The sequence below is a fragment of the Knoellia sp. LjRoot47 genome, from assembly GCF_964253435.1.
In the GTDB taxonomy this organism is placed as follows: Bacteria; Actinomycetota; Actinomycetes; order Actinomycetales; family Dermatophilaceae; genus Knoellia.
The window spans coordinates 1071106-1093720 of the sequence record NZ_CAXUQS020000001.1 but is presented as its reverse complement, the minus strand read 5'-3'; the positions used below and the strand labels follow the sequence as shown (position 1 = coordinate 1093720).

Annotated in this window: 22 protein-coding genes; 9 read left to right on the top strand and 13 right to left on the bottom strand. The window is 71.0% G+C overall.

Annotated elements, in window-relative coordinates; translation table 11 throughout:
* Window positions 1-300: 300 nt before the first annotated feature.
* Both ACSQ11_RS05460 and ACSQ11_RS05455 read right to left on the bottom strand, forming a co-directional pair.
* Window positions 301-684 (bottom strand): PPOX class F420-dependent oxidoreductase, encoded by a 384-nt coding sequence (locus ACSQ11_RS05460; RefSeq protein ID WP_436006700.1) that lies wholly within the window; start codon window positions 682-684, stop codon window positions 301-303.
* Between the two features lie 29 nt (window positions 685-713).
* Window positions 714-2036 carry a glycoside hydrolase domain-containing protein gene (locus ACSQ11_RS05455; RefSeq protein WP_436003823.1) on the bottom strand — a complete coding sequence of 441 codons (1323 nt, stop codon included), beginning with the start codon at window positions 2034-2036 and terminating at the stop codon, window positions 714-716.
* A 139-nt stretch (window positions 2037-2175) separates the two neighbouring features.
* On the opposite strand from ACSQ11_RS05455, the gene ACSQ11_RS05450 reads away from it, so the two are divergent.
* Window positions 2176-2412 (top strand): hypothetical protein, encoded by a 237-nt coding sequence (locus tag ACSQ11_RS05450; protein WP_436003821.1) that lies wholly within the window; start codon window positions 2176-2178, stop codon window positions 2410-2412.
* Window positions 2413-2439: 27 nt separating this feature from the next.
* Here the strand turns inward: ACSQ11_RS05450 and ACSQ11_RS05445 are convergent, their stop codons facing one another.
* Window positions 2440-3051: a LysE/ArgO family amino acid transporter gene (locus tag ACSQ11_RS05445; RefSeq protein WP_436003819.1), complete on the bottom strand. Its 612-nt coding sequence runs from the start codon at window positions 3049-3051 to the stop codon at window positions 2440-2442.
* An 86-nt stretch (window positions 3052-3137) separates the two neighbouring features.
* Here ACSQ11_RS05445 and ACSQ11_RS05440 point away from each other — a divergent pair, with 86 nt between their 5' ends.
* Complete coding sequence (locus ACSQ11_RS05440; protein WP_436003817.1) at window positions 3138-4004, top strand: LysR family transcriptional regulator ArgP; 867 nt, start codon at window positions 3138-3140, stop codon at window positions 4002-4004.
* Between the two features lie 114 nt (window positions 4005-4118).
* On the opposite strand, the gene ACSQ11_RS05435 is transcribed toward ACSQ11_RS05440, so the two are convergent.
* The 3 genes from ACSQ11_RS05435 to ACSQ11_RS05425 form a co-directional block, all read right to left on the bottom strand.
* Window positions 4119-7088 carry a carboxypeptidase regulatory-like domain-containing protein gene (locus tag ACSQ11_RS05435; RefSeq protein WP_436003815.1) on the bottom strand — a complete coding sequence of 990 codons (2970 nt, stop codon included), beginning with the start codon at window positions 7086-7088 and terminating at the stop codon, window positions 4119-4121.
* Window positions 7089-7325: 237 nt separating this feature from the next.
* Entirely contained in the window at window positions 7326-8444 is a 1119-nt protein-coding gene (locus tag ACSQ11_RS05430; RefSeq protein WP_436003813.1) for a PLP-dependent cysteine synthase family protein, read from the bottom strand.
* Between the two features lie 101 nt (window positions 8445-8545).
* Window positions 8546-9412 carry a hypothetical protein gene (locus ACSQ11_RS05425; RefSeq protein ID WP_436003811.1) on the bottom strand — a complete coding sequence of 289 codons (867 nt, stop codon included), beginning with the start codon at window positions 9410-9412 and terminating at the stop codon, window positions 8546-8548.
* Window positions 9413-9568: 156 nt separating this feature from the next.
* Between ACSQ11_RS05425 and ACSQ11_RS05420 the strand changes: the two genes are divergently transcribed.
* Both ACSQ11_RS05420 and ACSQ11_RS05415 read left to right on the top strand, forming a co-directional pair.
* Window positions 9569-10087, top strand: a complete 519-nt coding sequence (locus ACSQ11_RS05420) for a peptidylprolyl isomerase (protein WP_436003809.1) — start codon at window positions 9569-9571, stop codon at window positions 10085-10087.
* Between the two features lie 63 nt (window positions 10088-10150).
* Window positions 10151-11080 (top strand): rhomboid family intramembrane serine protease, encoded by a 930-nt coding sequence (locus ACSQ11_RS05415; protein WP_436003807.1) that lies wholly within the window; start codon window positions 10151-10153, stop codon window positions 11078-11080.
* Between the two features lie 220 nt (window positions 11081-11300).
* On the opposite strand, the gene ACSQ11_RS05410 is transcribed toward ACSQ11_RS05415, so the two are convergent.
* Window positions 11301-11555: a cell division protein CrgA gene (locus tag ACSQ11_RS05410; protein ID WP_436003805.1), complete on the bottom strand. Its 255-nt coding sequence runs from the start codon at window positions 11553-11555 to the stop codon at window positions 11301-11303.
* Between the two features lie 70 nt (window positions 11556-11625).
* Between ACSQ11_RS05410 and ACSQ11_RS05405 the strand changes: the two genes are divergently transcribed.
* Genes ACSQ11_RS05405 through ACSQ11_RS05390 form a run of 4 tightly spaced genes read left to right on the top strand, consistent with a single transcriptional unit; the run spans window position 11626 to window position 13935 of the window.
* Window positions 11626-12381 (top strand): DUF881 domain-containing protein, encoded by a 756-nt coding sequence (locus ACSQ11_RS05405; RefSeq protein WP_436003803.1) that lies wholly within the window; start codon window positions 11626-11628, stop codon window positions 12379-12381.
* Entirely contained in the window at window positions 12378-13061 is a 684-nt protein-coding gene (locus ACSQ11_RS05400; RefSeq protein WP_436003801.1) for a class E sortase, read from the top strand. The genes ACSQ11_RS05405 and ACSQ11_RS05400 overlap by 4 nt, the downstream gene beginning before the upstream one ends.
* Window positions 13061-13267, top strand: a complete 207-nt coding sequence (locus ACSQ11_RS05395) for a hypothetical protein (protein WP_436003799.1) — start codon at window positions 13061-13063, stop codon at window positions 13265-13267. Before ACSQ11_RS05400 ends, ACSQ11_RS05395 begins: the two co-directional genes overlap by 1 nt.
* Window positions 13264-13935: an aminodeoxychorismate/anthranilate synthase component II gene (locus ACSQ11_RS05390; RefSeq protein WP_436003797.1), complete on the top strand. Its 672-nt coding sequence runs from the start codon at window positions 13264-13266 to the stop codon at window positions 13933-13935. The genes ACSQ11_RS05395 and ACSQ11_RS05390 overlap by 4 nt, the downstream gene beginning before the upstream one ends.
* Window positions 13936-14066: 131 nt before the next feature.
* On the opposite strand, the gene pknB is transcribed toward ACSQ11_RS05390, so the two are convergent.
* The 6 genes from pknB to ACSQ11_RS05360 are packed head-to-tail and all read right to left on the bottom strand — an operon-like array spanning window position 14067 to window position 21616.
* The gene (gene pknB / locus ACSQ11_RS05385) at window positions 14067-15941 is read right to left on the bottom strand and encodes a Stk1 family PASTA domain-containing Ser/Thr kinase (protein ID WP_436003795.1); all 1875 of its coding nucleotides are present in this window, start codon (window positions 15939-15941) and stop codon (window positions 14067-14069) included.
* Between the two features lie 7 nt (window positions 15942-15948).
* On the bottom strand, window positions 15949-17406 hold the full coding sequence (locus ACSQ11_RS05380; RefSeq protein ID WP_436003793.1) for a peptidoglycan D,D-transpeptidase FtsI family protein: 1458 nt from the start codon (window positions 17404-17406) through the stop codon (window positions 15949-15951).
* A complete protein-coding gene (locus ACSQ11_RS05375) occupies window positions 17403-18785 on the bottom strand; it encodes an FtsW/RodA/SpoVE family cell cycle protein (protein ID WP_436003791.1) in 1383 nt (460 codons plus the stop codon). The genes ACSQ11_RS05380 and ACSQ11_RS05375 overlap by 4 nt, the downstream gene beginning before the upstream one ends.
* The gene (locus tag ACSQ11_RS05370) at window positions 18782-20161 is read right to left on the bottom strand and encodes a PP2C family protein-serine/threonine phosphatase (RefSeq protein ID WP_436003788.1); all 1380 of its coding nucleotides are present in this window, start codon (window positions 20159-20161) and stop codon (window positions 18782-18784) included. The genes ACSQ11_RS05375 and ACSQ11_RS05370 overlap by 4 nt, the downstream gene beginning before the upstream one ends.
* A 3-nt stretch (window positions 20162-20164) precedes the next feature.
* Complete coding sequence (locus ACSQ11_RS05365; protein ID WP_436003785.1) at window positions 20165-20707, bottom strand: FHA domain-containing protein FhaB/FipA; 543 nt, start codon at window positions 20705-20707, stop codon at window positions 20165-20167.
* A gap of 12 nt (window positions 20708-20719) precedes the next feature.
* Complete coding sequence (locus ACSQ11_RS05360; protein WP_436003783.1) at window positions 20720-21616, bottom strand: FhaA domain-containing protein; 897 nt, start codon at window positions 21614-21616, stop codon at window positions 20720-20722.
* A 358-nt stretch (window positions 21617-21974) separates the two neighbouring features.
* On the opposite strand from ACSQ11_RS05360, the gene ACSQ11_RS05355 reads away from it, so the two are divergent.
* Window positions 21975-22592, top strand: a complete 618-nt coding sequence (locus ACSQ11_RS05355) for a DUF6318 family protein (protein ID WP_436003781.1) — start codon at window positions 21975-21977, stop codon at window positions 22590-22592.
* The last annotated feature ends 23 nt before the right edge of the window (window positions 22593-22615 follow it).

Genomic DNA, 22615 nt, shown 5'->3' with positions numbered 1-22615 from the left:
CGCCCGAGGCTTGGGAGGACGGACCGCCCTGCGAAGGCTCCGAGCCCGCGCTGCCGTCGACCAGTGGACTCGCCCCGGCCTCGTCGACGTCGAAGGCGACGTCCAGGGTCGCGAGCGGGTCGACATACCCGGGCGGAGGCGGGGGGTCCGGCGTCACCGGCGGGAACGTGCTTCCGTCGGGGCGCAGGTGCGAGTGGTGCTGGCCGAGATCAAAACTCTTCACCCCCCAAACTTCCCCGCGATCGGCCGCGCCACACCGGGCACGAGTGATCATTCGCAGATGTGGTCCGAACGACCCGGTCAGAGGTTGCCCAGTATCCGATCGACGGTGATCTCGATGACCACCCGCTCGGGGTTGACGCGCGGCTGCCGGTAGCGGACGGCATACCTCTCGACGGCATCGGCGACCGAGTCCGGGTCGGTGAGCACGCGCGCGGGCCCCTCGAGGGAGAGCCAGTGGCGGCCCTCGACCTGGCAGACCACGGCTCGTCCGGAGCGGCTCGCGTTGCGTGCCTTCTGCGAGGTGCCACTCGTGATGACCCGAGCGGTCCCGGTCGCGGCGTCCCAGGTGAAGCCGACGGGGACGACGTGCGGCGAGCCGTCGCGCCGCAGCGTGGTCAGGGTGGCGAGGTGCCGGTCGGTGAGGAAGGCGAGGGCCTGCTCGGACAGCTCGCGCGGGTTCATGGCCACCCGCAGAGCATGCCACCGCCCGCTCAGAGGCAGCGCGGCACCGGTGCGCTGAACGACGTGTTCGACAGGTTCGAGACGTAGTAGTCGCTCACCCACCGACCGTCGACGAGCTGGTTCCAGATCGTCGTCGTGCCGACGCGCGTGCCCACCTTCTGGCAGGCGACCCAGGCGAGGGCCCCGCCCTGGAGCGAGCCGTTCACGGCATACGAGGTCCCCGGTCCGGAGCGGGTGTTGACCGGGGTCGCGATGGTGACCTGCCCGGGGTAGGAGCAGCGCTGCAACGGTGAGCTGAACGTTGTACTCGAGGGCGTCGACACATAGCGGTCCGTGACGAACCCCCCGGTGCTGATGCGGTCCCACACCGACGTCGTGCCCACGGCCTGGCCGCGTGCCTGGCAGATGACCCCGACCGACGAGCCTGCCGCCAGCGTGCCGACCACCGGGTAGGCGCTCGACGGCCCGCTCCGCACGTTGAGGTTGCCCGAGCTCGTGACGCGGTAGGTCCGGAGGACGGACGCCACCGGACCGCGGATGACGTCGTTGTCGATGTTGATGGTCACGCCCCCGTAGGTCTCGTCGTGGCTGCCGCGGTACTGCTTCGCCCGCTGCCACTCCGCCCACAGGGTGTTGCCGGCGGTGGGCCAACCGGTCACGCTCGCGACGTTGTCGAACCGGGCCATCCACACGGCGTCGGGCCGTGCGAGCGTTGTCGAGGTGTAGCTGGCGGCGAGGTCGCGCAGCCCCGAGTCCTGGTGCACGTAGACACCGGCGACGTAGCCGCTGCGGTGCAGGGCCCGGGTCCACTCGGAGACGTAGGTGCGGACCGCGGCGGTGCACCCGGCGAAAGCCCGGTCGTAGTGCTCGACGTCGGCGAACAGGCCACTGCCGGCGAGCAGGCCGAGCGCTCGGGCCTGCGCCACCGCGTCGGCGCCGTCAGCCGCACCCCGTGCAGCCGCGTCGGACGCGGCATACCGGAAGGGCTTGGTGCCGAAGACGCAGAAGGGCTGGTCACCGAAGTACGTCGGCACGAGCGACCAGCCGGCGGCGACCGAGCTGCGCACCCACGATGCGGTGAGGTTGGGCTGCGCGCAGCCGCGGTTGCGGCCGCCGAAGTAGATGTTGACCCCCGTGTACGGCGAGGTCCCGCGCCACGCGGCCAGCGCCGTGAGCGCCGGAGCCGTGCACGTGTCGAGGAAGCGACCCGAGGTCCGCGTCGCCGACGATGCCGCCGGGTAGGTGGCCGGCGTGGCCGGGTCGCCCTCAGCCGCCGACGGCACCACGAGGGCGAGTGCCCCCGTCGCGACAGCTGCGGCCAGCCAAGCCGTGATGCGTCGTCGCAGCCCCATGACAACCTCCAGCGCGGAGCCGTCAGCGGGCTCGAGGCCCCACACCCCCATGGTGCTCCCGCCCAGACGGCCGCCGCCAGCCGTTGGCGAAACTGGCAACCTCCCCGTATGCCGTCCGCCGACCTGACAGAGTCTGCCCATGGGGAACTTCTTCAACGACGGCGCGCTCGTCACCGCGACCGTGCTCGACCGCTCGATCAGTTGCTCCTACTGCCAAGGCACCGTCTTCGGCACGCGCCGGATCAAGCTCAACACGTCCGGGGCGGAGTTCTTCGGGTTCGCGTGGGCCAACCGCGAGAGCCTGGCCCTCATCTGCGACCGGTGCGGTGGGCTGCACGAGTTCCTCGACGGCGTGGTGAAGACCACGGCCGTCTGATCGCGGGCTCCGCGCAGAACGTCGAACTCAGAACGTCGAGCGCAGCAGCATCGCCGCCAGCGCGAACATCACCAGCCCGATGGCGATCTCGATGCCCTGCCACACGCGCGGCCGCGCGAGCCAGCGCGAGGCGAGGTGGGCGGCATACCCGAGAGCGGTGAACCACACGACGCTCGCGACCCCGGCGCCCGCCCCGAACCACCACCGGCCGGTCGGCCCGTGCGCGGTGCTGAGGTTGCCAAGCATGAGCACCGTGTCGAGGTAGACATGTGGGTTGAGCCACGTGAGCGCCACCGCGGTGAGCGCCGCCGACCCGCGCACCGGCGCGCCCGACCCGAGCGCCTGCGGGTGCCGCGCCGACAGGAGCGAGCGCACGCCGAACCAGACGAGGTATGCCGCACCCGCACCCGTGATGACCCGCAGCAGTCCCGGACGGCTCTCGACCAGGGCGCCCACGCCGAGCACCCCGGCGACGATGAGGAGCAGGTCGCTCACGGCGCAGATCGCGACGACGACGCCGACGCGGTCGCCGGCGATGCCCTGACGCAGGACGAAGGCGTTCTGGGCGCCGATCGCGACGATGAGGGACAGGCCGGACAGGAGGCCGCTCACGGTCGCGGCGAGGATCGTGGTGTTCATCGGTGTCGACGCTAGGGCCGTCTACTTGTGAAGGCTAGCGAAGGATTCTCACCATGCCTTAGCCGTGCTTCACCTAGCATGACGTCATGCAGACCGACCAGCTGAGGGCGCTCCTCGCCGTCGTGGACGAGGGGACGTTCGAGGCGGCGGCGCGCCGGCTGCACGTCACCCCGTCTGCCGTCAGCCAGCGCATCAAGGCGCTCGAGCACGGCCTGGGGCGGGTCGTGGTGCGTCGTGCCCTCCCGTGCGAGCCCACCGAGGCCGGCGAGGTGCTCGTCCGCCTGGCCCGCCAGCAGCACCTGCTCGAGCAGGAGGCCCGGGCCGCCCTCGCCGAGAGCGCCGCACCGCGCGAGCTGCCGGTCGTCGTCAACGCCGACTCGCTCGCCACCTGGTTCCCCGGCGTCCTGCACGAGGTGGCGCGCTGGGACGGCGTCGTCCTGCGACTCCACGTCGAGGACGAGGGCCACAGCCACGAGCTGCTCCGCGCGGGGACGGTCCTGGGGGCGGTGACGTCCACTCCTGTTGCGGTGCAGGGTTGCTCGGTCGAGCAGGTGGGCGGGATGCGATACCTCCCCGTGGCCACGCCGGACCTGCGCGAGCGGTTCGCGCACGGGCGTGGAGTCGACTGGTCGCGGATGCCGGTGCTCCAGTTCAACGAGCACGACGACGTCCAGCGTGGCGTCCTTCGTCGACACGGGGTGGCGGACGACGCACAGCCCCCGACGTCACGGATCCCCTCGTCGGAGGCGTTCGCCGAGGCCGTGCGCGCAGGTCTTGGATGGGGCGCCCTGCCCGAGGCCCAGTGCCTGGCCGATCTCGAGCAGGGCAGGCTCGTCCGGCTGGGTGCCCGCGAGCGCGTCGACGTGCCGCTGCACTGGCAGGCCTGGCGGCTGCGGTCACCGCTCGTCGACCGCCTCACCGAGACGATCCGCGCCCACGCCCCCACGCGCTGACCTCGCGCGCAGTCCGGCGACGACGAAGGTCCCACACTTCGCGACCTGTATGCCGCGATGTGTGGGACCTTCTCGAACCGCTCGGGTGGGGCGTGGGTCAGCCCCGGGTGGCGGTCAGAGAATCGCCGTCGTGGCCGCCGACGTCTTCGCGACCGAGGTGTAGCCGGTCTTGCTGCCCGTGACGCGCACGGTGAGCGTCTTGCCCTTGTCCGTGGTGGTGAGCTTGTAGGTGCTGGCGGTGGCACCCGTGATGGCGACACCCGACCGGAACCACTGGTAGGCCAGCGTCACCGGTGCCGGGCCCCACGTGCCGGACGCCGCGGTGAGCGTGGAACCCACGGTCTTGGTTCCGCTGATCGTCGGGGTGGGCGCGGTGAGCGTGCCCGCAGCAACGGCCGCGGTCGCCGCCGACGTCTTGGCGGTCGCCGCATATCCCGTCTTGGTTCCCGTCACGGTGACGGTGATCGCCTTGCCGGTGTCGGAGCCGGTGAGGACGTAGCTGCTCGCCGTCGCACCGGTGATGGCGACGCCAGCGCGCTTCCACTGGTAGGCGAGGGTGACCGGTGACGGGCCCCAGGTCCCGGGGGCTGCTGTGAGGCGGTAGCCCGCCTTGACGGTCCCGCTCACCGTCGGAGTGGGTGCCGTGAGGACACCGAGGACGGTTGCCGTGGCCGCGGACGTCTTGGCCACCGAGGTGTAGCCGGACTTGGTGCCGGTGACGCGGACGGTGATGGTCTTGCCCATGTCGGTGGTCGTGAGCTTGTAGGTGCTCGCCGTCGCTCCGGTGATCGCGACGCCGGACCGGAACCACTGACGGGTCAGGGTGACCGGTGACGGACCCCACGTGCCGGTGGCCGACGTGAGCGTGTAGCCGACGCGAGCCGTTCCGGTGACCGTCGGGGTGGGAGCGGTGAGCGCCCCGAGGACCGTCGTCGTCGCGGCCGAGGTCTTCGCCACGGTCGTGTAGCCCGTCTTGGAACCGGTGACCCGGACGGTGAGCGTCTTGCCCTGGTCGGTGGTCGTGAGCTTGTAGGTGCTCGCAGTGGCTCCGGTGATGGCGACGCCGGCGCGGTACCACTGGTAGGCCAGCGTGACCGGTGCCGGGCCCCACGTCCCGGGGACCGCGGTGAGGGTGACCCCCACCGTCTTGGACCCGGAGATCGTCGGAGTCGGGGCGGTGAGGGTGCCCGCGGCGACCGAGGCGGTGGCCGCCGAGGTCTTCGCCGCCGTCGTGTAGCCGGACTTGGTCCCGGTGACCGTCACCGTGATCGCCTTGGCGTAGTCGCTCCCCGTGAGCGTGTAGGTGCTCGCAGTGGCACCGGTGATGGCGACACCGGCCCGCTTCCATTGGTAGGCGAGGGTGACCGGCGCCGGTCCCCAGGTGCCGGGGTTCGCGGTGAGGACCGAGCCCACCTTCGCCGTGCCGGTGATCGTCGGGGTCGGAGCCGTGAGGGTGCCGAGCTGCGCGGTGACCGGACCGGCGGTGGCGACGAAGGTCGTGTCGTCGTTCCCGGCGGTCGTGCGCACGTAGTAGCGGACGCTGATGGTCTTGCCGACCATGTCGCTGGTGAGGGCGAAGGTCTTCTGCTGCCCGGCATACGAGCCGTTGACCCGCCACTCGTAGCCGTCGTAGTCGACGGCGGAACCCACCGGCGTGCCGTGCGTCGCGGTGAGCACCTGACCGGCGACCGGGCTGCCGGTGATCTGCAGCGGTGCGCTGAGCGTGACGCCGGAGCCGACGGGGGCGTATACCGACCCCATCTGCGTGGCCGTCGCATAGCCGGCGAGGGTGCCGGTCACCCTGACGCTGATCCGCTTGCCGGTGAGGTCCGACGTGGGGGTGAAGGACGTGCCGGTGGCACCGGCGACCGGGACGAAGACCCAGCCGTTGCTCTCGTCCTGGTATCCCCACTGGTAGGCGAGCTGGACGCCCGACGGACCCCAGGCGCCCGGGTGGACGGTGAGCGGCGAGCCGACGCGGGCCGCCCCGTCGACCCACGGCTCACTCGCGGTGAGCGACTTGCCGACCAGGGGCAGGACGACCTTGAGGGTCTGCTGCGCAGGGCTCGTCGGCTGCGTGAAGACCGTGGCGACGTCGTGGGTGGCCGTGTTGTCCCAGCAGCGCGAGCCGTAGCGCACGTCGCGTGCCGGGGCCTCGGGACCGTAGTAGTCGTCGTAGAAGCAGAACTTGTAGCGCCCGCCGACCTCGGTCCGCCAGAAGAAGCGACCCTGGTCGTCGGTGATGAGCGGCCCGTACTGCGGCGAGTCCCACGTGGAGGTCTCGGCGTTCCACGTGAGCACGCTCCAGCCGGTGCCCTGGATGGGCGCGCCCGCGGAGTCGACGGCCTGGCCGTAGAAGCCGGTCGTGGGGGCGAGCTGGAAGTTGGCGGTCGTCACGGTCGGACCCTCGGGCAGCGTCGGTGCCGGCGAGGGGTAGGTGGGCGTGCTGTCGATGCCGCCGTTCCAGTACTCGGCGTTCCAGTCGTGCTTGTCCCAGTCCTGTCGGGCCGTGATGTTGACCTTGCCCGGAACCGCCTTGTCGAGGGTGTAGGCACCGGTGGCGTCGGTCGTCGTGCTGATGACGCGACCTCCGGCGGTGGGGGCGCTCTCGACGGTGATGCCGGCCAGCGGTGCGCCGGCCGTGCTCGTGACCTTGCCCTTCACCGTGGCGAAGCGCGGCAGCCGGATGTTGGCCGTGGCGGTCGGGGTCCCCGTGCTCAGGACGATCGTCTTGGCGTCACCGTGCCCGTTCGCCTGGTCGTAGTACTGCATCGCGTGCGTCCCGGCGCAGGGCGTCGAGGGGAGGCACTCGGCGTACAGGGTGTAGTCGCCGGCGGTCCCGACGTCGATGCTGAACCGTCCGTTGGCGTCGGCGTCGCCGTAGATGTTGCGGTTGTCCTCCCAGTCGACCGGCTGGGCGTAGAGGTACGCGTCGGCCAGCGGCACGAGCGCGCCGTTGGCGTCACGCCCGGTGATGGTCCCGGAGATGGTGTAGACGGACGCGGCCTGGGCCGGCGCGGCCGAGGCGAGACCGAGGGTGACACCGACGACGGTGGTGAGGAGGAGGACGAGGAGACGTCGCACCCCGCTCCCCCGGGTCGCAGGCGGTTGAGCGAGGACAGGTGACGGCACGGACGGCTCCCGGATGACGAATGGACTGGACGAGGAGCCGTCAACCCCGTCGACCCCCGCCGACACCCAAGAGTGACTCCCCGGCCGGAATCGTAGCGGTGCCCATGCCACCTTCAGGACCATCGCGTATGCCGTTCGCCAAAGTTCGCGGAATCCGCGGAATCTGCGGACGGCGGGGGTGCGCCGGGCTCAGCCGAGCCAGACCCCGTCGTCCCACGCGGAGGCGAGCACCGCGGCATACGGCGCGATGTCGTGGCCGCGCTCGGCGACCCACGCGTCGTTGTTGTAGGTGTCCTCGTAGCGGTCGCCGCGGTCGCACACCAACGACACGATCGAGCCGCGCTCACCCGACGCCTGCATCTCGGCGGCGAGCTTGAGCGCTCCGTAGATGTTGGTGCCCGTCGACGGTCCGGCGGAGATGCCGGTGCGCTCGCGCAGGAACCGCATCGCCGCGATCGATGCGCAGTCGGGCACGCCGAGCATCCGGTCGACGACGAGCGGGAGGAACGACGGCTCGAGCCGGGCCCGGCCGATGCCCTCGATCTTCGACGGCTCGAGCCGCGCCTCTCCGTCGCCCTGCCACGCCGGAAGGAACGCCGAGTGCTCCGGGTCGACGACGCAGACGCGGGTGTCGAGCGCCTGGTAGCGGACGAACCGACCGATCGTGGCCGACGTCCCGCCGGTGCCGGCGCCGACGACGATCCACGACGGGACCGGGTGCTCCTCGAGCGACATCTGCTCGAAGATCGACTCGGCGATGTTGTTGTTGCCGCGCCAGTCGGTCGCCCGCTCGGCGTTGCTGAACTGGTCGAGATAGATGCCACCGGCCGCGTCCGCCACGGCCCGGGCCTCGTCGTAGACGGTCGTCGGGTCGGACACGAGGTGGCAGCGCCCGCCCTCACGCTCGATGAGGGCGATCTTCGCCGGCGACGTCGACTCGGCCATGACCGCGACGAACGGCACCCCGAGCATCCGCGCGAAGTGCGCCTCGCTCACGGCGGTCGACCCCGACGACGCCTCGACGACGGTCGTGCGCGGACCGATGATCCCGTTGCACAGTCCGTAGAGGAACAGCGAGCGCGCGAGCCGGTGCTTGAGCGACCCGGTCGGATGGGTCGACTCGTCCTTGAGGTAGAGGTCGATCCGGTTGCACCCCGGCAGGTGCACCTTGACGAGGTGGGTGTCGGACGTGCGCATCGCGTCGGCGCGCAGCTTGCGGATCGCCTCGCGCACCCAGGTGCGGTCAGGCTCCGTGCGCAGCCCCGTGTCGACGAGCGGCGTGGGGGCGGAGGGCGTCGGCACTGACATGCCGCTCACCGTAGCGATGCGCTCCCACCGCGCAAAGCGAGAGGCGGTATGCCGGGTGGGCACCCGGCATACCGCCTCTCGTCCTGCGATCCGCTGGGGGATCAGGTGTTGCTGTCGTCGCGACCCTTGTCGAGGTTCGGCGTCGAGAGGTCGGACCCCTCGGAGGTGCCGGTCACGGACGGGGCCGAGCCATCGGCGAAGTCGCCGGCGTCGGTCCAGGCGTTGCCCTCGGAGGCCTTCTCGGTCGTCGCCTCGCCACCGAACTCGGAGGCCTTGGCCTCGTCGGCGAGCTCGTCGGCCTTGTCGGACGCCTTGTCCTTGACGTCGGCAGCCTTGTCCTTGGCGGCGGAGCCGGCAGCGGCCGCCTTCTCCTTCGCGGCGGAGCCGGCGGCAGCGGCCTTGTCCTTGGCGGCGGAGGCGAGGTCGGTCACCTTGTCGCCGACGGACGAGTCACGACCGTGGGACGGCGGGGTGTAGGCCCCGGCGCTCGCCCACGGGTCCTTCTTCTGCGTCGACTTCTTCCACGCGAACGCGGCGGCACCGGCGGCGAGGAGGAGCAGCAGGGCGCCCTTGCCACCACGCTTCTGCTTGACGACGGCGTCGCCCTTGAGCACGTGGTAGGCGTCAGGCGCGCGGTCGGCGGCCTCGGCCGCGGCACCCTTGGCGGCCACGGCACCGGCGACGACGGTCGCGAGCGCGGAGGCGAGCTTGGGCACGACCTCCTCGACGAACGTGTCCTTGGCGTCGGCCACCTTGGGGCCGGCCTGGTCGGCGTAGTCGCGCGCGGTCTCGCGGGCCAGCTCGACGTGCGGGGCAGCCTTGTCCTTGAGGTCCACGGCCTTGGCGCGAAGGTCGGCCGCGTGCGACTGGGCACTCGAACCGGCATCCGAGGCGGTGGAGGCAGCGGTCTCGACCCGGGCCGCGACGGCGTCGCGTGCCTGCTCGGTCTTGCTCTTCGTGCGGAACACGATTTCTCCTGTCAGTGGACTGATCGGGTTCCTTCCATCAAACACTGTTTCCCCACGTCACGGCACCTAGGGGTCCGGCCAGACCAACCTTTGGTATGCCGGCCGCGCCCTCGACGCCCCCCTCACCTCCCGCGCCGCTCCCCATAGAGTGGAGGCATGAAGGCAACCCTCAAGACCAACCACGGCACCATCAACCTCACGCTCTTCGCCGACCAGGCGCCCAAGACCGTGAAGACCATCACCGGCCTCGCCACCGGCGAGCTCGAGTACAAGGACGACTCCGGCCGCACCAACCCGGACAAGTTCTACGACGGCCTGATCTTCCACCGCATCATCCCCGGCTTCATGATCCAGGGCGGCGACCCGATGGGTCAGGGCTTCGGTGGCCCCGGCTTCGCCTTCGACGACGAGATCCACCCGGAGCTCTCGTTCGACCGTCCCTACCTCCTTGCCATGGCCAACGCCGGCAAGCGCATGGGCAAGGGCACCAACGGCAGCCAGTTCTTCATCACCGTCGGCGCCACCCCGTGGCTCAACGGCAAGCACACGATCTTCGGTGAGGTCGCCGACCAGGAGAGCCGCGACGTCGTCGACAAGATCGCCGCGGTCCAGACCGGTGCGCAGGACCGTCCCAAGGACGACGTCGTCATCGAGAGCTTCACCGTCGAGGACTGAGACCCCTCACGGCGTCCTGCCGGGGTTCAGAAACCTTTCAGGGCGCCTCGATAGGCTCGCTGCGTGAGTGAGCCCACGGCATACGGACAGACCGGCGCCCCCGACGAGGTGCCGGTCTGTCCGCGTCACCCCGACCGGGTCTCCTACGTGCGCTGCCAGCGCTGCGGCCGGCCGGTGTGCCCCGAGTGCCAGCGCCCCGCCGCGGTCGGCGTGCAGTGCGTCGACTGCGTGCGCGAGGGCCAGCAGTCGGTGCGGCAGGGCCGGACGATCTTCGGTGGCGACATGGCCGGGGTCGGCGAGCGGCCGCTCGTCGTCATGGTCATCATCGGCATCTGCGTCGCCGTCTTCCTCGGCCAGATGGCCAACCCGCGGCTCACCGACGAGGTGGCCTTCGCGCCCTACCTCGGCGACACCGAGCCGTGGCGCTTCCTCACGTCGGCGTTCGCGCACTCGCCGCGCAACTTCCTGCACATCGGCTTCAACATGTACGCGCTGTGGATCATGGGCCAGTACCTCGAGCCGATGCTCGGCCGGGCCCGGTTCGCCGCGCTCTACCTCATCAGCGCGTTCGGCGGCTCGGTGATGTACCTCCTGCTCGCCTTCCCCGCGTCGGTCGACGAGCTCAACCGCGGCGACTTCGGCGGGTGGGAGACCCCGGCCGTCGGTGCCTCGGGCGCGGTCTTCGGCCTCTTCGGCGCGTTCCTCGTGCTCCAGCGCCGCCTCGGCCGCTCCGCCGGCCCGATGGTCGCGACGATCGGCATCAACGCCGTCCTCGGCTTCGTCATCCCCGGCATCGCCTGGCAGGCCCACCTCGGTGGTCTCGTCGTCGGCGCCGCGTGCGCCGCGGTCTTCGCCTACACGGGCCGCCGGCCCGACGGTGCAGGGACGCAGCGGGCGAACTTCGGCGTCCACTGGATCGGGCTCGCGGCCATCTCGGCCGTGCTCGTCGTGCTCAGCGTCGTCAAGTACGCCGTCACCGCGTCGGTGATCTGAGGACTGTCCACAGGTCTTCCACCGTGTGGATTACACAGGTGTGATTCTCCACAGTGGGGATAACCCCTGTGGACAACTCGCACTTGTCCACAGGTGGTCCACACCCCACAGGGACCGCGCCGGGCGGCGCGGGTCCCACGGACGGGGGCGGACGGCATACGACACAAGGACGGCCCCCGACCACAGCGGGTCGAGGGCCGTCCTTGACGGACGAGGGTCGTCAGCGCCAGCGCGTCGTCATGAGGAAGCCGGCCATCATGAACGCGAAGCCGGCGCCGAGGTTCCAGCGGCCGATCTGCGGCAGGGGGTACTCGTGGACACCCGAGATGTAGTAGGTCACGACCCAGACGAGACCGATGAGCATGAGCCCGATCATCACCGGGACGAACCACCGGGGGTTCGGCTTGACGCTCTTGCTCTGCGCCGTGCGGGGCGGGATGTAGGCGGGCTTGGCGCGGCCCTTGGACTCTGGCACGGACTGTCTCCTTGGCTAGCGGGGTCGTGGCCTAGCGTAGAGCCTTGACATCAGAGAGGCGGTGACCCCCATGGCCCGGCACACGACGTTCCTCACGAAGCGCCCCACCATGTGGTCGCTGCTCGTGCCCGTCGTCGCCATCATCGCCGGCATCCTCTTCGCGACGAGTGGGTCCGTGGCCCAGGGGCGCAGCCTGCGCTCGGACGCGGCCGGACTGCCCGACATCATCCGTGAGCAGACCCAGGCCAACACCCGGATGACCGAGGAGCTCGAGAGCCTCAACACCGAGGTCGACGAGCTCACCCGCGACGGCGCCCCGGGCAACGCCGAGGTCGACGCCATCAAGGACAAGGGTGACGCGCTCACCGTCGCCGCCGGCCGGACCGACGTCGAAGGTCCCGGCGTCGAGGTCCAGCTCACCGACTCCAAGCTGCCCGTCGACAAGCTTCCCGAGGGGTTCTCGGTCGACGACATCGTCGTGCACCAGCAGGACGTGCAGGCCGTCGTCAACGCGCTGTGGGCCGGTGGGGCCGAGGCGATGATGATCCAGGACCAGCGGATCATCTCGACGAGCGCCGTCCGCTGCGTCGGCAACACCCTCATCCTCCAGGGCCGCGTCTACTCCCCGCCCTACCGCATCCGCGCCATCGGGGAGCCGAGCCGGCTGCGCGACATGCTCACCCAGTCGCCCGAGGTGCAGATCTACCAGGAGTACGTCCGGGCCGTCGGCCTCGGCTACGACGTGCGCTCCTCCGACCGCTTCGAGTTCCCGGCGTATGCCGGGTCGATCACCCCCGACCACGCGGCCGTGGACCGAGGACGGTGAGGCGCGCGGCAGGGGTCGTCGGCGAGCTGCTCATGACGCTCGGCGCCCTCGTCCTCCTCTTCGTCGTGTGGCAGGTCTGGTGGACCGACGTGACCTCCGACCGGGCCCAGGCGCAGACGGTGTCGAGCCTGACGCGTGACTTCGCCGCGGCGCCCACCGAGGGTGGAACGCCTGCTCCATCGCTGCTCGAGGGTGATGCGTTCGCGGTCGTGCGCGTCCCCCGGTTCGGCGCCGACTACGCGCGACCCCTCGTCGAGGGCACGTCGGCGGCCGAGCTCGCGCGCGGCCTCGGGCACTACATCGGCACCGCCGGCCCGGGTGAGGTCGGCAACTTCGCCATCGCCGGGCACCGCACGACCTACGGCAAGCCGCTCACCGACATCGACCGGCTGCGCGTCGGCGACGAGGTCATCGTCGAGACCGTCGCGGGCGAGAGCGTGTATGCCGTCACCGGGCACGAGATCGTCCGCCCGTGGGAGTCCGACGTCATCGCACCCGTGCCCGGTGACCCCGGCGCGAAGCCGACCAAGGCCATGTTGACGTTCACCTCGTGCCACCCGAAGTTCAGCGCGAAGCAGCGCTGGGTCGTCCACGCCGAGCTCACCCTGACGCGAACCCGCGAGCAGATCGCGCTCAAGGACGACGTGCCCGCCCCCGCCCCGTCCGTGGAGGCCTCCTGATGTATGCCGCACTCTGGCGCGCGTTGCCCGGTCCCCTCCTCGTGCGGGTCGTCCTCCTCCTCGCGCTGGTCGCCCTCGTCGTGGTCGTCTGCTTCGAGTGGCTCTTCCCGATGGTCGCCTCGTGGCTGCCCTACGACGAGACGACCGTCGGCACGGATACTGGTGCCACGGCATACCTGCCCTTCCCGACCCCGGAGCCCACGTGACCGCCACCGCCCGCCGCATCCTCGTCGTCGACAACTACGACTCGTTCGTCTTCACGATCGTCGGCTACCTCGAGCAGCTCGGCGCCGAGTGCACCGTCGTGCGCAACGACGCGGTCGCGCCGGGTGACGGTGAGGGCTTCGACGGGGTGCTCGTCTCTCCCGGCCCGGGTACGCCCGAGGAGGCCGGGGTGTCGATGGCGATGATCGAGGCGTGCGCCGAGCGGTCGCAGCCGATGCTGGGGGTGTGCCTCGGGCACCAGGCGCTCGGCGTCGTCTTCGGTGGCACGGTCGGCCGCGCACCCGAGTTGCTCCACGGCAAGACCTCACTCGTCGAGCACTCGGGCGCCGGGGTCCTCACGGGGCTGCCGACGCCGTTCACGGCCACGCGCTACCACTCGCTCACCATCGACCCGCCAACGCTGCCCGACGTGCTCGAGAGCACCGGGGCGACCGGCAGCGGCATCATCATGGCGGTCCAGCACCGCGAGCTACCGCTGCACGGCGTGCAGTTCCACCCCGAGTCCGTGCTCACCCAGGGCGGCCACCGGCTGCTCGCCAACTGGCTCCAGGTCTGCGGTGACGCGGGCGCGGTCGAGCGGTCGCAGGGGCTCAGCCCGCTCGTCCACGGCGCCGACGTCGCGGGTGTGGTGGCCGAGGTCGCCAGCTGACGCGACGCATTGGCGCCTGTTCCCCCCGCCTCAACTTTCGCTCCCCATGCGGGAAGGTTGAGGGTCCGGCGGGAAATGTTGCCTCCGGACCCTCAACGTTCCCTCCGCATGGTGGGTGCTGAGTCCGTGCGTCAGGGGATGGGCAGGCTGATCGACGGGCTCGGTGAGCCGGACGCGGTGGGCGTGGGCGTCGGCGACGGGGTGGCCGTCGGGGTCGGCGTGGGCGTCGGTGTCGGGGTGGGCGGCAGCTTCTGAGCCACCCGGATCACCACCTCCGAGCCGGCGTCGACGAGCTCGCCCTCGTCGGGCTCCTGGGCGATGACCGTGCCCTCCTTGGCCTGGGCGGTCTGGCGGTAGACCGTCCTCGGCTTGAGGCCGATGGCGATGAGCGCCGCCGAGGCCTCGTCCTGCGACATCGTCGTCAGCTTGGGGACCTCGACCTTGCCGGTCGCGACGTTGAGCGTCACCTGGTCGCCGGGCTCGAGCTGCTCCCCGGTCTTGGGTGCGGTGGAGACGATCCGGTCCTTGGGCTGGAGGTGGCTGTTGATCTTCGACGTCTTGCCGACCGTGAGCTTGACCTTCTCGAGGGCGGCGGTGGCCTGCTCGACGGTCATGCCGGTGAGGTCGGGCACCGACACCGAGCTGGGCCCGGAGGAGACGACGAGGTACACGGAGGTCGCAGCGGGGTCGACCCGCTCGCCCGGCTTCGGGGTCTGCGAGATGACCGAGCCCTCGAGGACGGTGTCGCTGCGTTCGGTGCGCTGCGTGACCGAGGTGAGCTTGGCGTCACGCAGGTCCGACAGGGCCGTGGCGATGGGCTTGCCCTCGACCGGCGGCACCGAGACCTTGGCCGCCTCGGCCTGCATCGCGCGGTACTGCATCGCACCGAAGCCGAGCAGCGCGAGCGCGGTGAGCAGCGCGACGGTGATCATCACGACCCGACGGCCGCGGTGCTCGTCGCGTCGGGGTGGACGCTGCACCGCCGCAGGGAAGGTCGACGTGGCGTGACCGCCGACCGGAGCGGGAGGCACGTCGTCGCGCGGACGGGTCTGTGCGGCATACACCTCGGTCGGTTCGGAGGTGCTCAGGGTCGCGGTCGCGCCCGCTGCCAGGGCGGCGAGGGACGCGGTCGCCTCGGGGCTGATCGCGCGTCCGAGACGGATGTTCTGCAGGTCGCCACGGAACGACGCGGCGTCCTGGTAGCGGTCCTCGCGCGGCTTGGCGAGCGAGTGCAGCACGACGGCGTCGATCGTCTCGGGAAGCGCGTCCTCGAGGGCGGACGGCGGGATCGGCTGCTCACCGACGTGCTGGTAGGCGATGGAGACGGGGCTGTCGCCGATGAACGGGGGCCGGCCGGTGAGGAGCTCGTAGAGCATGCAGCCGGCGGAGTAGAGGTCGGAGCGGGCGTCGACGGTCTGGCCCTGCGCCTGCTCGGGTGAGAGGTACTGGGCGGTGCCGATGACGGCCTGCGTCTGGGTCATCGTCGCCGCGGTGTCGGCGATGGCCCGCGCGATGCCGAAGTCCATGACCTTGACCGACCCGTCGCCGCTGATCATGACGTTGGCGGGCTTGATGTCGCGGTGGACGATCCCCATGCGGTGGCTGTAGCCGAGTGCGTCGAGCACGCCCTCGGTGATCCGCAGCGCCTCGTCCGTGGGCAGCTTGCCGCGCTCGGTGAGGATCTCGCGCAGCGTGCGCCCCTCGACGTACTCCATGACCATGTAGGGCACGGCCACGCTGGCGCCACCGGACTCGGTGCGGTGGTCCTCGCCGGAGTCGTAGACCGCGACGATCGAGGAGTGGTTGAGCCCGGCCGAGGACTGGGCCTCGCGGCGGAAGCGCTTGAGGAAGGACTGGTCGCGCGCGAGGTCGCTGCGCAGCATCTTGATCGCGACGGGCCGCCCGAGCCGCGTGTCGTGGCCGAGGTGGACCTCGGCCATGCCGCCACGTCCGATGAGCTCGCCGACCTCGTAGCGTCCCCCGAGCAGGAGTGCCTCCCCGTTCACCGAGCCCTCACTTCTTCAACCCCGCCTCGATCATGGCCTTGGCGATGGGGCCGCCGACGGCGCCACCTCCACGGGCCTCGCTGTCGGGGTCGCCGCCGTTCTCGACGACCACGGCGACGGCGATCTGCGGGTCGTTGGCGGGTGCGAAGCCGGTGAACCACGCGTGGGCGCGCGAGACGCGGTCGGTCTCGGCGGTGCCGGTCTTGCCGGCGACGCGCACGCCGTCGACCTGCGCGGGCTTGCCGCTGCCGTTCTCGACGACGGCCTCCATCATCTCGGTGAGCTGGGCCGCGACCTCGGGGCTGACCGCCTGCGAGAGCTCCTCGGGCTCCGAGCGCTCGATGACGCTGAGGTCGCTCGAGAGCACCGAGCGCACGAGGTGCGGCTTCATGACGATGCCGCGGTTCGCGACACCGGCGCTGAGCATCGCGACCTGGAGCGGCGTGACGCGCACGTCGTACTGGCCGACCGACGCCTGGGCGAGCTGCGGCGGGTTGAGCTCGGCCGGGACCGAGCTGGGGGTGACGCGCATCGGGATCGAGAGCTGGTCTCCCACACCGAACTTCGCGGCCTGGTCGCGCAGCGCGTCCGCGCCGAGCTCGAGACCGAGGTAGCCGAACGCACTGTTGCAGGAGATCTCCATGGCGTGCAGGAACGTCGTCTTGTCGTTGTCGCCGCACGACCGCTTGCCGATGTTGGGCAGGCCGGTCGTCGTCTGCGGCAGGTCGAGGACGGCCGGACCGGGCAGCACGGTGTCGGGCGCGAACCGTCCGCTCGACAGGGCCGCGGCCGCGGTGACGATCTTGAACGTCGAGCCCGGCGGGTAGAGGTCGCCGGCGATCGCGCGGTTGACGAGCGGCTTGTTGGCGTTGCCGTTGAGAGCCTTGTATGCCGCGTCGACCTTGGAGAGGTCGTGGACGGCGAGCGGTCCGGGGTCGTAGGTCGGGTTGCTCACCATTGCGAGGATCTCGCCGGTCGACGGGTTGAGCGCGACCGCGGCGCCCTTGCGACCGTCGAGCGCCTTGACCGCGGCGGCCTGCACGTTGGAGTCGATGGTGAGCTCGAGGCTGGCGCCGGTCGTCTTGCGACCGGTGAAGAAGTCGGAGACCCGGCGGAAGGCCAGCTTGTCGCTGCTCCCGGAGAGCAGCCCGTTCTCGGCCTGCTCGAGCCCGCCGCCGGCGCCGTAGAAGGAGTAGTAGCCGGTGATGTGCGCGTAGTTCTGGCCCTGTGGGTAGGTGCGCAGCCACTTGTACTCGTTGTCGGCCGGGACCGACTTCGCGATGGCGGTGTCGCCGACGAGGATCTGGCCGCGCTCGCGGGCATAGGTGCTGAGCAGGGTGCGGCGGTTGTCCGGGCGGGCGTTGAGGTCCTTGGCCCAGACGAACTGGATGAGGGTCGTCGACACGAGCAGTGAGGCGAAGAGCAGGGCGACGACGAAGGAGAGACGGCGGATCGGCTGGTTCATCGCAGCTTCACCACCTGGGTCTGTTCGTTGGCCACGGGGTGGGGGGCCTCCGGGTCGGGGACGGGACGGCGTGCGTGGTCGCTGATCCGCAGCAGCAGGGCGACGAGGGTCCAGTTCGCGAGCAGGGAGGAGCCGCCCTGGGACAGGAACGGCATCGTCAGTCCGGTGAGCGGGATGACCCTCGTGACACCGCCGACGACGACGAAGCACTGCAGGGCGACCGAGAAGGCCAGACCCGAGGCGAGCAGCTTGCCGAAGCCGTCGCGGGCGCCGATGGCGGTGCGCAGACCACGCTCGACGAGGAGCACGTAGAGGATGAGCAGCGCGAAGAGCCCGATGAGGCCGATCTCCTCGCCGAAGCTCGGGATGATGAAGTCGCTCTCGGCGAAGTAGGTGAGGTCGGGACGTCCGCGACCCAGGCCGGTGCCGACCATGCCTCCGGAGGCCATGCCCATGAGACCCCGCGCCAGCTGGTCGGAGGTGTCGAGCGCCTCCCGGCTGAAGGTGTCGAGCCAGAGGAGCACGCGGCGCTGCACGTGGCTGAAGAGCAGGTTGGCGACGTAGCAGCCGACGCAGAAGAGGAGCAGGCCTATGGCGACCCACGAGGTCCGCTCGGTGGCGACGTAGAGCATCGCGACGAACAGCCCGAAGAAGAGGAGCGAGGAGCCGAGGTCCTTCTCGAGGACGAGCACCCCGACGGAGAGCATCCACGCGACGAGGATCGGCCCGAGGTCGCGGGCCCGCGGCAGGGTGAGGCCGAGGATCCGGCGTCCGGCGACGGAGAGCGCGTCGCGGGTCTGGACGAGGTAGCCGGCGAAGAACACGGCGAGGACGATCTTGGCGATCTCACCGGGCTGGAACGAGAACGGGCCGAGGCTGATCCAGATGCGGGACCCGTAGTTCTCGATGCCGAGCCCGGGCACGAGCGGCAGCAGCAGGAGGCCGAAGCCGATGGCGCCGGCGAGGTAGGTGTAGCGGCGAAGGATCCGGTGGTCGCGCAGGATGATGAGCGCGGCGATGGCGAGCGCCGCCGCCAACGCGCTCCACATGAGCTGGCGCAATGCCATGCCCTCGGCGAGGTCGCGGCCGTTGGCGAGGTCGAGCCGGTTGATCATCACGAGACCGAGCCCGTTGAGCAGCGTGGCGATCGGCAGGATGAGCGGGTCGGCGTAGGGGGCGCGCAGCCGCATGGTGATGTGGAACGCGGCCGTGATGACGACGAACCCGGTGCCGACGGCGACGAGGCTCGGCGGGACCGCTCCCTCGACCGCGATGCCGACGTTGATGTAGGCGAGCGCGACGATGGCGACCGCGAAGACGAGGAGCCCGAGCTCGACGTTGCGGCCCTTGCGGGACGAGAGTGCGGAGACGGTGGTCATGCGTTGGGGCTGACGGTCGGGGTCGGGCGGACCGTCGAGGTCGGCGTCGGAACCGGCGTGGCGGGGGCGCTCGACGAGGGAGTGGGCGTCGGCGTCGGGGTGGGGGTCGTCCAGGTCGACGGGACGGTGGCGCAGTCGCGGCCCTGCGACTTGGCGTAGCGGCAGGCACCGGCCTGCACCTCGAGGTTGCGGACGAGGGCGGCGGCGTCGGAGCGGGTCTTCATCGTGATGCCGCGGGCCAGCTGGGCGCGGTAGAAGTCGGGAAGGTCCTCGACGACGATGCCGCTCATGGTCTCGGGGCTGGAGAGGTCGATGGGGCCGAACGTCTGGTCGACGCCCTTGAAGACGGTGACCCGGCCGTCGTTGACCCCGACGTAGAACTGCGACTGCGTCCAGGCGTAGGCGGCGTAGCCACCACCGACGAGCAGGACGAGCGCGAGCACCGCTGCACCCAGGGCGCGCATCACCGTTGCGCCACGGCCGCGGGGGCCCTCGTCGGCGAGGTGGAGCTCGTCGTCGTCGGCACCGCTGGCCTCGTGCGAGAGGGCGGCGGCCTTGGCGGCCGGGGTCGTGGGGATCGGGCGCGTGTGCCGGCGGAACGCGGCCGCCGCGCCCACCACCTGCGGCGAGTCGCTCGGCACCGGACCCTTGGTGAGGTCGACGACGTCGCCGACGACGACCGTGACGTTGTCGGGGGCGCCGGCCCGCAGCGCGAGCTGGACGAGCCGCTCCGCGCAGTCGCCGGGCTTGCGCTCGGTGGTGAGGACCTCGTCGATGGTGTCGCGGGTGACGTAGTCGGACAGGCCGTCGGAGCAGATGAGGTAGCGGTCGCCGACGATCGCCTGGCGCACGAGGACGTCCGGCTCCTCGCCCTCGGCGCCGGTGAGCACGCGTGTCACGAGCGAGCGCTGCGGGTGGGTCGACGCCTCCTCGGGGGTGATCCGGCCCTCGTCGACGAGCGACTGGACGAAGCTGTGGTCCTTGGTGATCTGGCTGACCTCGCCGTCACGGACGACGAACGCTCGCGAGTCACCGATGTGCGCGAGGACGAGCTTGTCGCGCGCGCGCAGGATGGCGATGAGGGTCGTCCCCATGCCGTCGAGCTCGGGGTCCTCCTGCGCCATCCGGCCGAGCTCGGTGTTGGCCGAGGTGATCCGGCGCACGAGCGCCTGGGTCGCGTCGACGCCCGAGAACGACTCGCCGTCGAGCCCGACGAGCGCGCCGAGGATGGTCGACGAGGCGACGTCGCCACCGGCGTGGCCGCCCATGCCGTCGGCCATCGCGAGCAGGTGCGGGCCGGCATACCCGCTGTCCTCGTTGTTGGTCCGCACCATCCCGACGTCGGAGCGGGCGGCGAAGTGGAACGCGATCGCCACGGGCTACCTCCGCAGCTCGACGACGGTCGTCCCGAACCGGATCTCGGTGCCGGCCGTCACCGGGGTGGCGGTGGTGAGGCGCTGGGGGCCGATGAAGGTGCCGTTGGTCGACCCGAGGTCCTCGACGACCCAGCCGTCGGGGCCCTTGTAGATGCGGGCGTGGCGACCGGACGCGAAGTCGTCCTCGAGGACGAGCGCCGACTCGGGGCTGCGGCCGATGAGGATGCCGGCCTCGCGCAGCGGCAGGCTCGTGCCGGCGAGGGGTCCGCTCATGACGCGCAGGTGGTTGGGGTCGCGGTTGGCTGCGCGGGCGGCGACCCGGCGCCCGGCAGGTCGCCCGACGGGGCGCTGCTCGGCGGGAACGGCGGCCGGGCTCGCGCCCCGTGCCGCGGGTCGCGGGGTGTTGCCGCGGGCGGCCGGGGACTTGCGGGGCGTGACCTGGGTGCCGTAGAGGTCACCGCGCAGGACGCCGACGACGGCGATGACGAACGCCCAGAGCGCGACGAGCAGCCCGAGGCGCATGACGGTGATGGTGATCTCACTCATGGGTACCTCGCGCTACTTCCGACCGGCGCGGTAGGTGACGGAGGTGCGGCCGACGGTGATCCGGTCGCCGCCCTCGAGGTGCTCGTTGGTGATCTGCTCGCCGTTGACGAACGTGCCGTTGGTCGACCCGAGGTCGCGGATCGTCGCGATCGTGTTGGGGCCGTCCTGGGTCACGCGGATCTCGCTGTGCCGCCGCGAGATGCCGGGGTCGTCGAGGATGATGTCGGCGCTGTCGTCGCGGCCGAGGACGGTGATCGCGCCCATGAGCGGGTAGCGCTCGCCGTCGACGTCGAGCCAGGGTCGGTCGGCCGGGTTGGTCCGCCGCGTCCTGGGTGCGGGCTTCGCCGGCCTGTATGCCGCGGTCTCACCGAGGTCGTCGACCTCCGGCGCGCTGTAGCTGGGGTCGGGGCGACCCAGGCGGGCGGGCGGGACCACGGGAGGTGCGCCGGCAGCGGCGGGCGAGCCGCCGGCATACGGGTCCTCGTCCCGGGAACGGCGCACGGCCTGGTGCTGGCCGGTCATGCCGGTGGCGCGCGGACGCTTGGCCGTGCTCGGGCGGATGCGGAAGACGCCGGTCTCGAGCTCGGTGTCCTCGTCGAAGAGGATGTCGATCGGGCCGCCGGGTTGGTAGTGCTGGCTGGAGGCGTGCTCCTCGGCGGCGGCGACGAGCTCGTTCTCGAGCTCGACCCCGTGGTCGGTGAGGCGCTCGTAGTCGGTCTCGCTCAGCTCGATCGTGAAGACGTTGGGGACGAGGCTGCGGCCCGAGCCGGCGGTGGCGGCGCGGTCGTCCATGGCGCGACGGATGGCGCTCGCGATCTCGACGGGCTGCACCTCGGAGCGGAACGCCTTGGCGAAGACGCCGTTGACGGCACGCTCGAGCTTGCCCTCCATGCGGTCGAACAGGCCCATCGGGCGCCTCCTTCGGTGCGTCGGTCGGTGGTCGCTCGGACGTCGGTCGGTGTCGATGTTATCCGCCGGGGCTGTGGCGATCGGGAAGGCGGGCGGGGGTGCGGGCCACGGGATGAGCGCGGGATGGTCGCCCTCGGGTCAGGGTCGCGTGGAGATGGTCGTGCCGGGACGTGTCTTTGCTCCACGTCGTGACGCACGGGCCCGGTGGTGCCTGTGGACAACTCTGCGGCGGATGTGACGCGTTCGGCCACGATGGTGGGGGTGCTCCGAGTGGCACCCCGCCCGAGTTTCCCTCAGGCTGGAGGAGGGATCGTGCGCGCTCGGTGCATGGGGACGAGGCCGACGACGAAGGGGAGTCATGCAGACGCCAAGGACGATGACGTATGCCGTGGCGCTGGCCGCCGCGGCCGCGCTCACGCTCGCGGGGTGCAACGGTGGCGACAAGGACCCGACGAGCACGCCGACACCGAGTGCGTCACCGTCGGTGACCACGCCACCGGCGAGCACGTCGCCTTCGTCGAGCCCCAGCGCCACCGCGACGCCGAACCCGAGCGCCTCGGTCGTCGTCCCGGCCGCGGCGCGAGCCCACACCGAGGCCGGCGCGATCGCCTTCGCGACGTTTTTCATCACCGAAGCGGACCGCGCATTCGTGACGGTGGACAGCGGTGTCGTACAGGCACTGTCTGCGGCGTCGTGCGAGAACTGCAAGGTCTCAGTTGACGCTGTCGCTGAGCTCAAGGCCGCCCAAGAGCGTCAGGTCCGCCCCAGCCTCAAGATCAAGGCGACGAACCCGCTCCCGGGCGCGACCGCGGATCAGCGTGAGGTCCAGGTACAGACGCAGGACCAGGCCGTGGACATCGTGGACCGAAGCGGGAAGGTCGTTGACACCACGGAGGCGGGGCAGTCCGTCTACAGGACTCGTCTCGCTTGGGTTGGGAGCGGGTGGACGATGGCTGAGCTGGTGTTCGAGCGATGATTCGCCGCAGCGCCGTTGCCTGC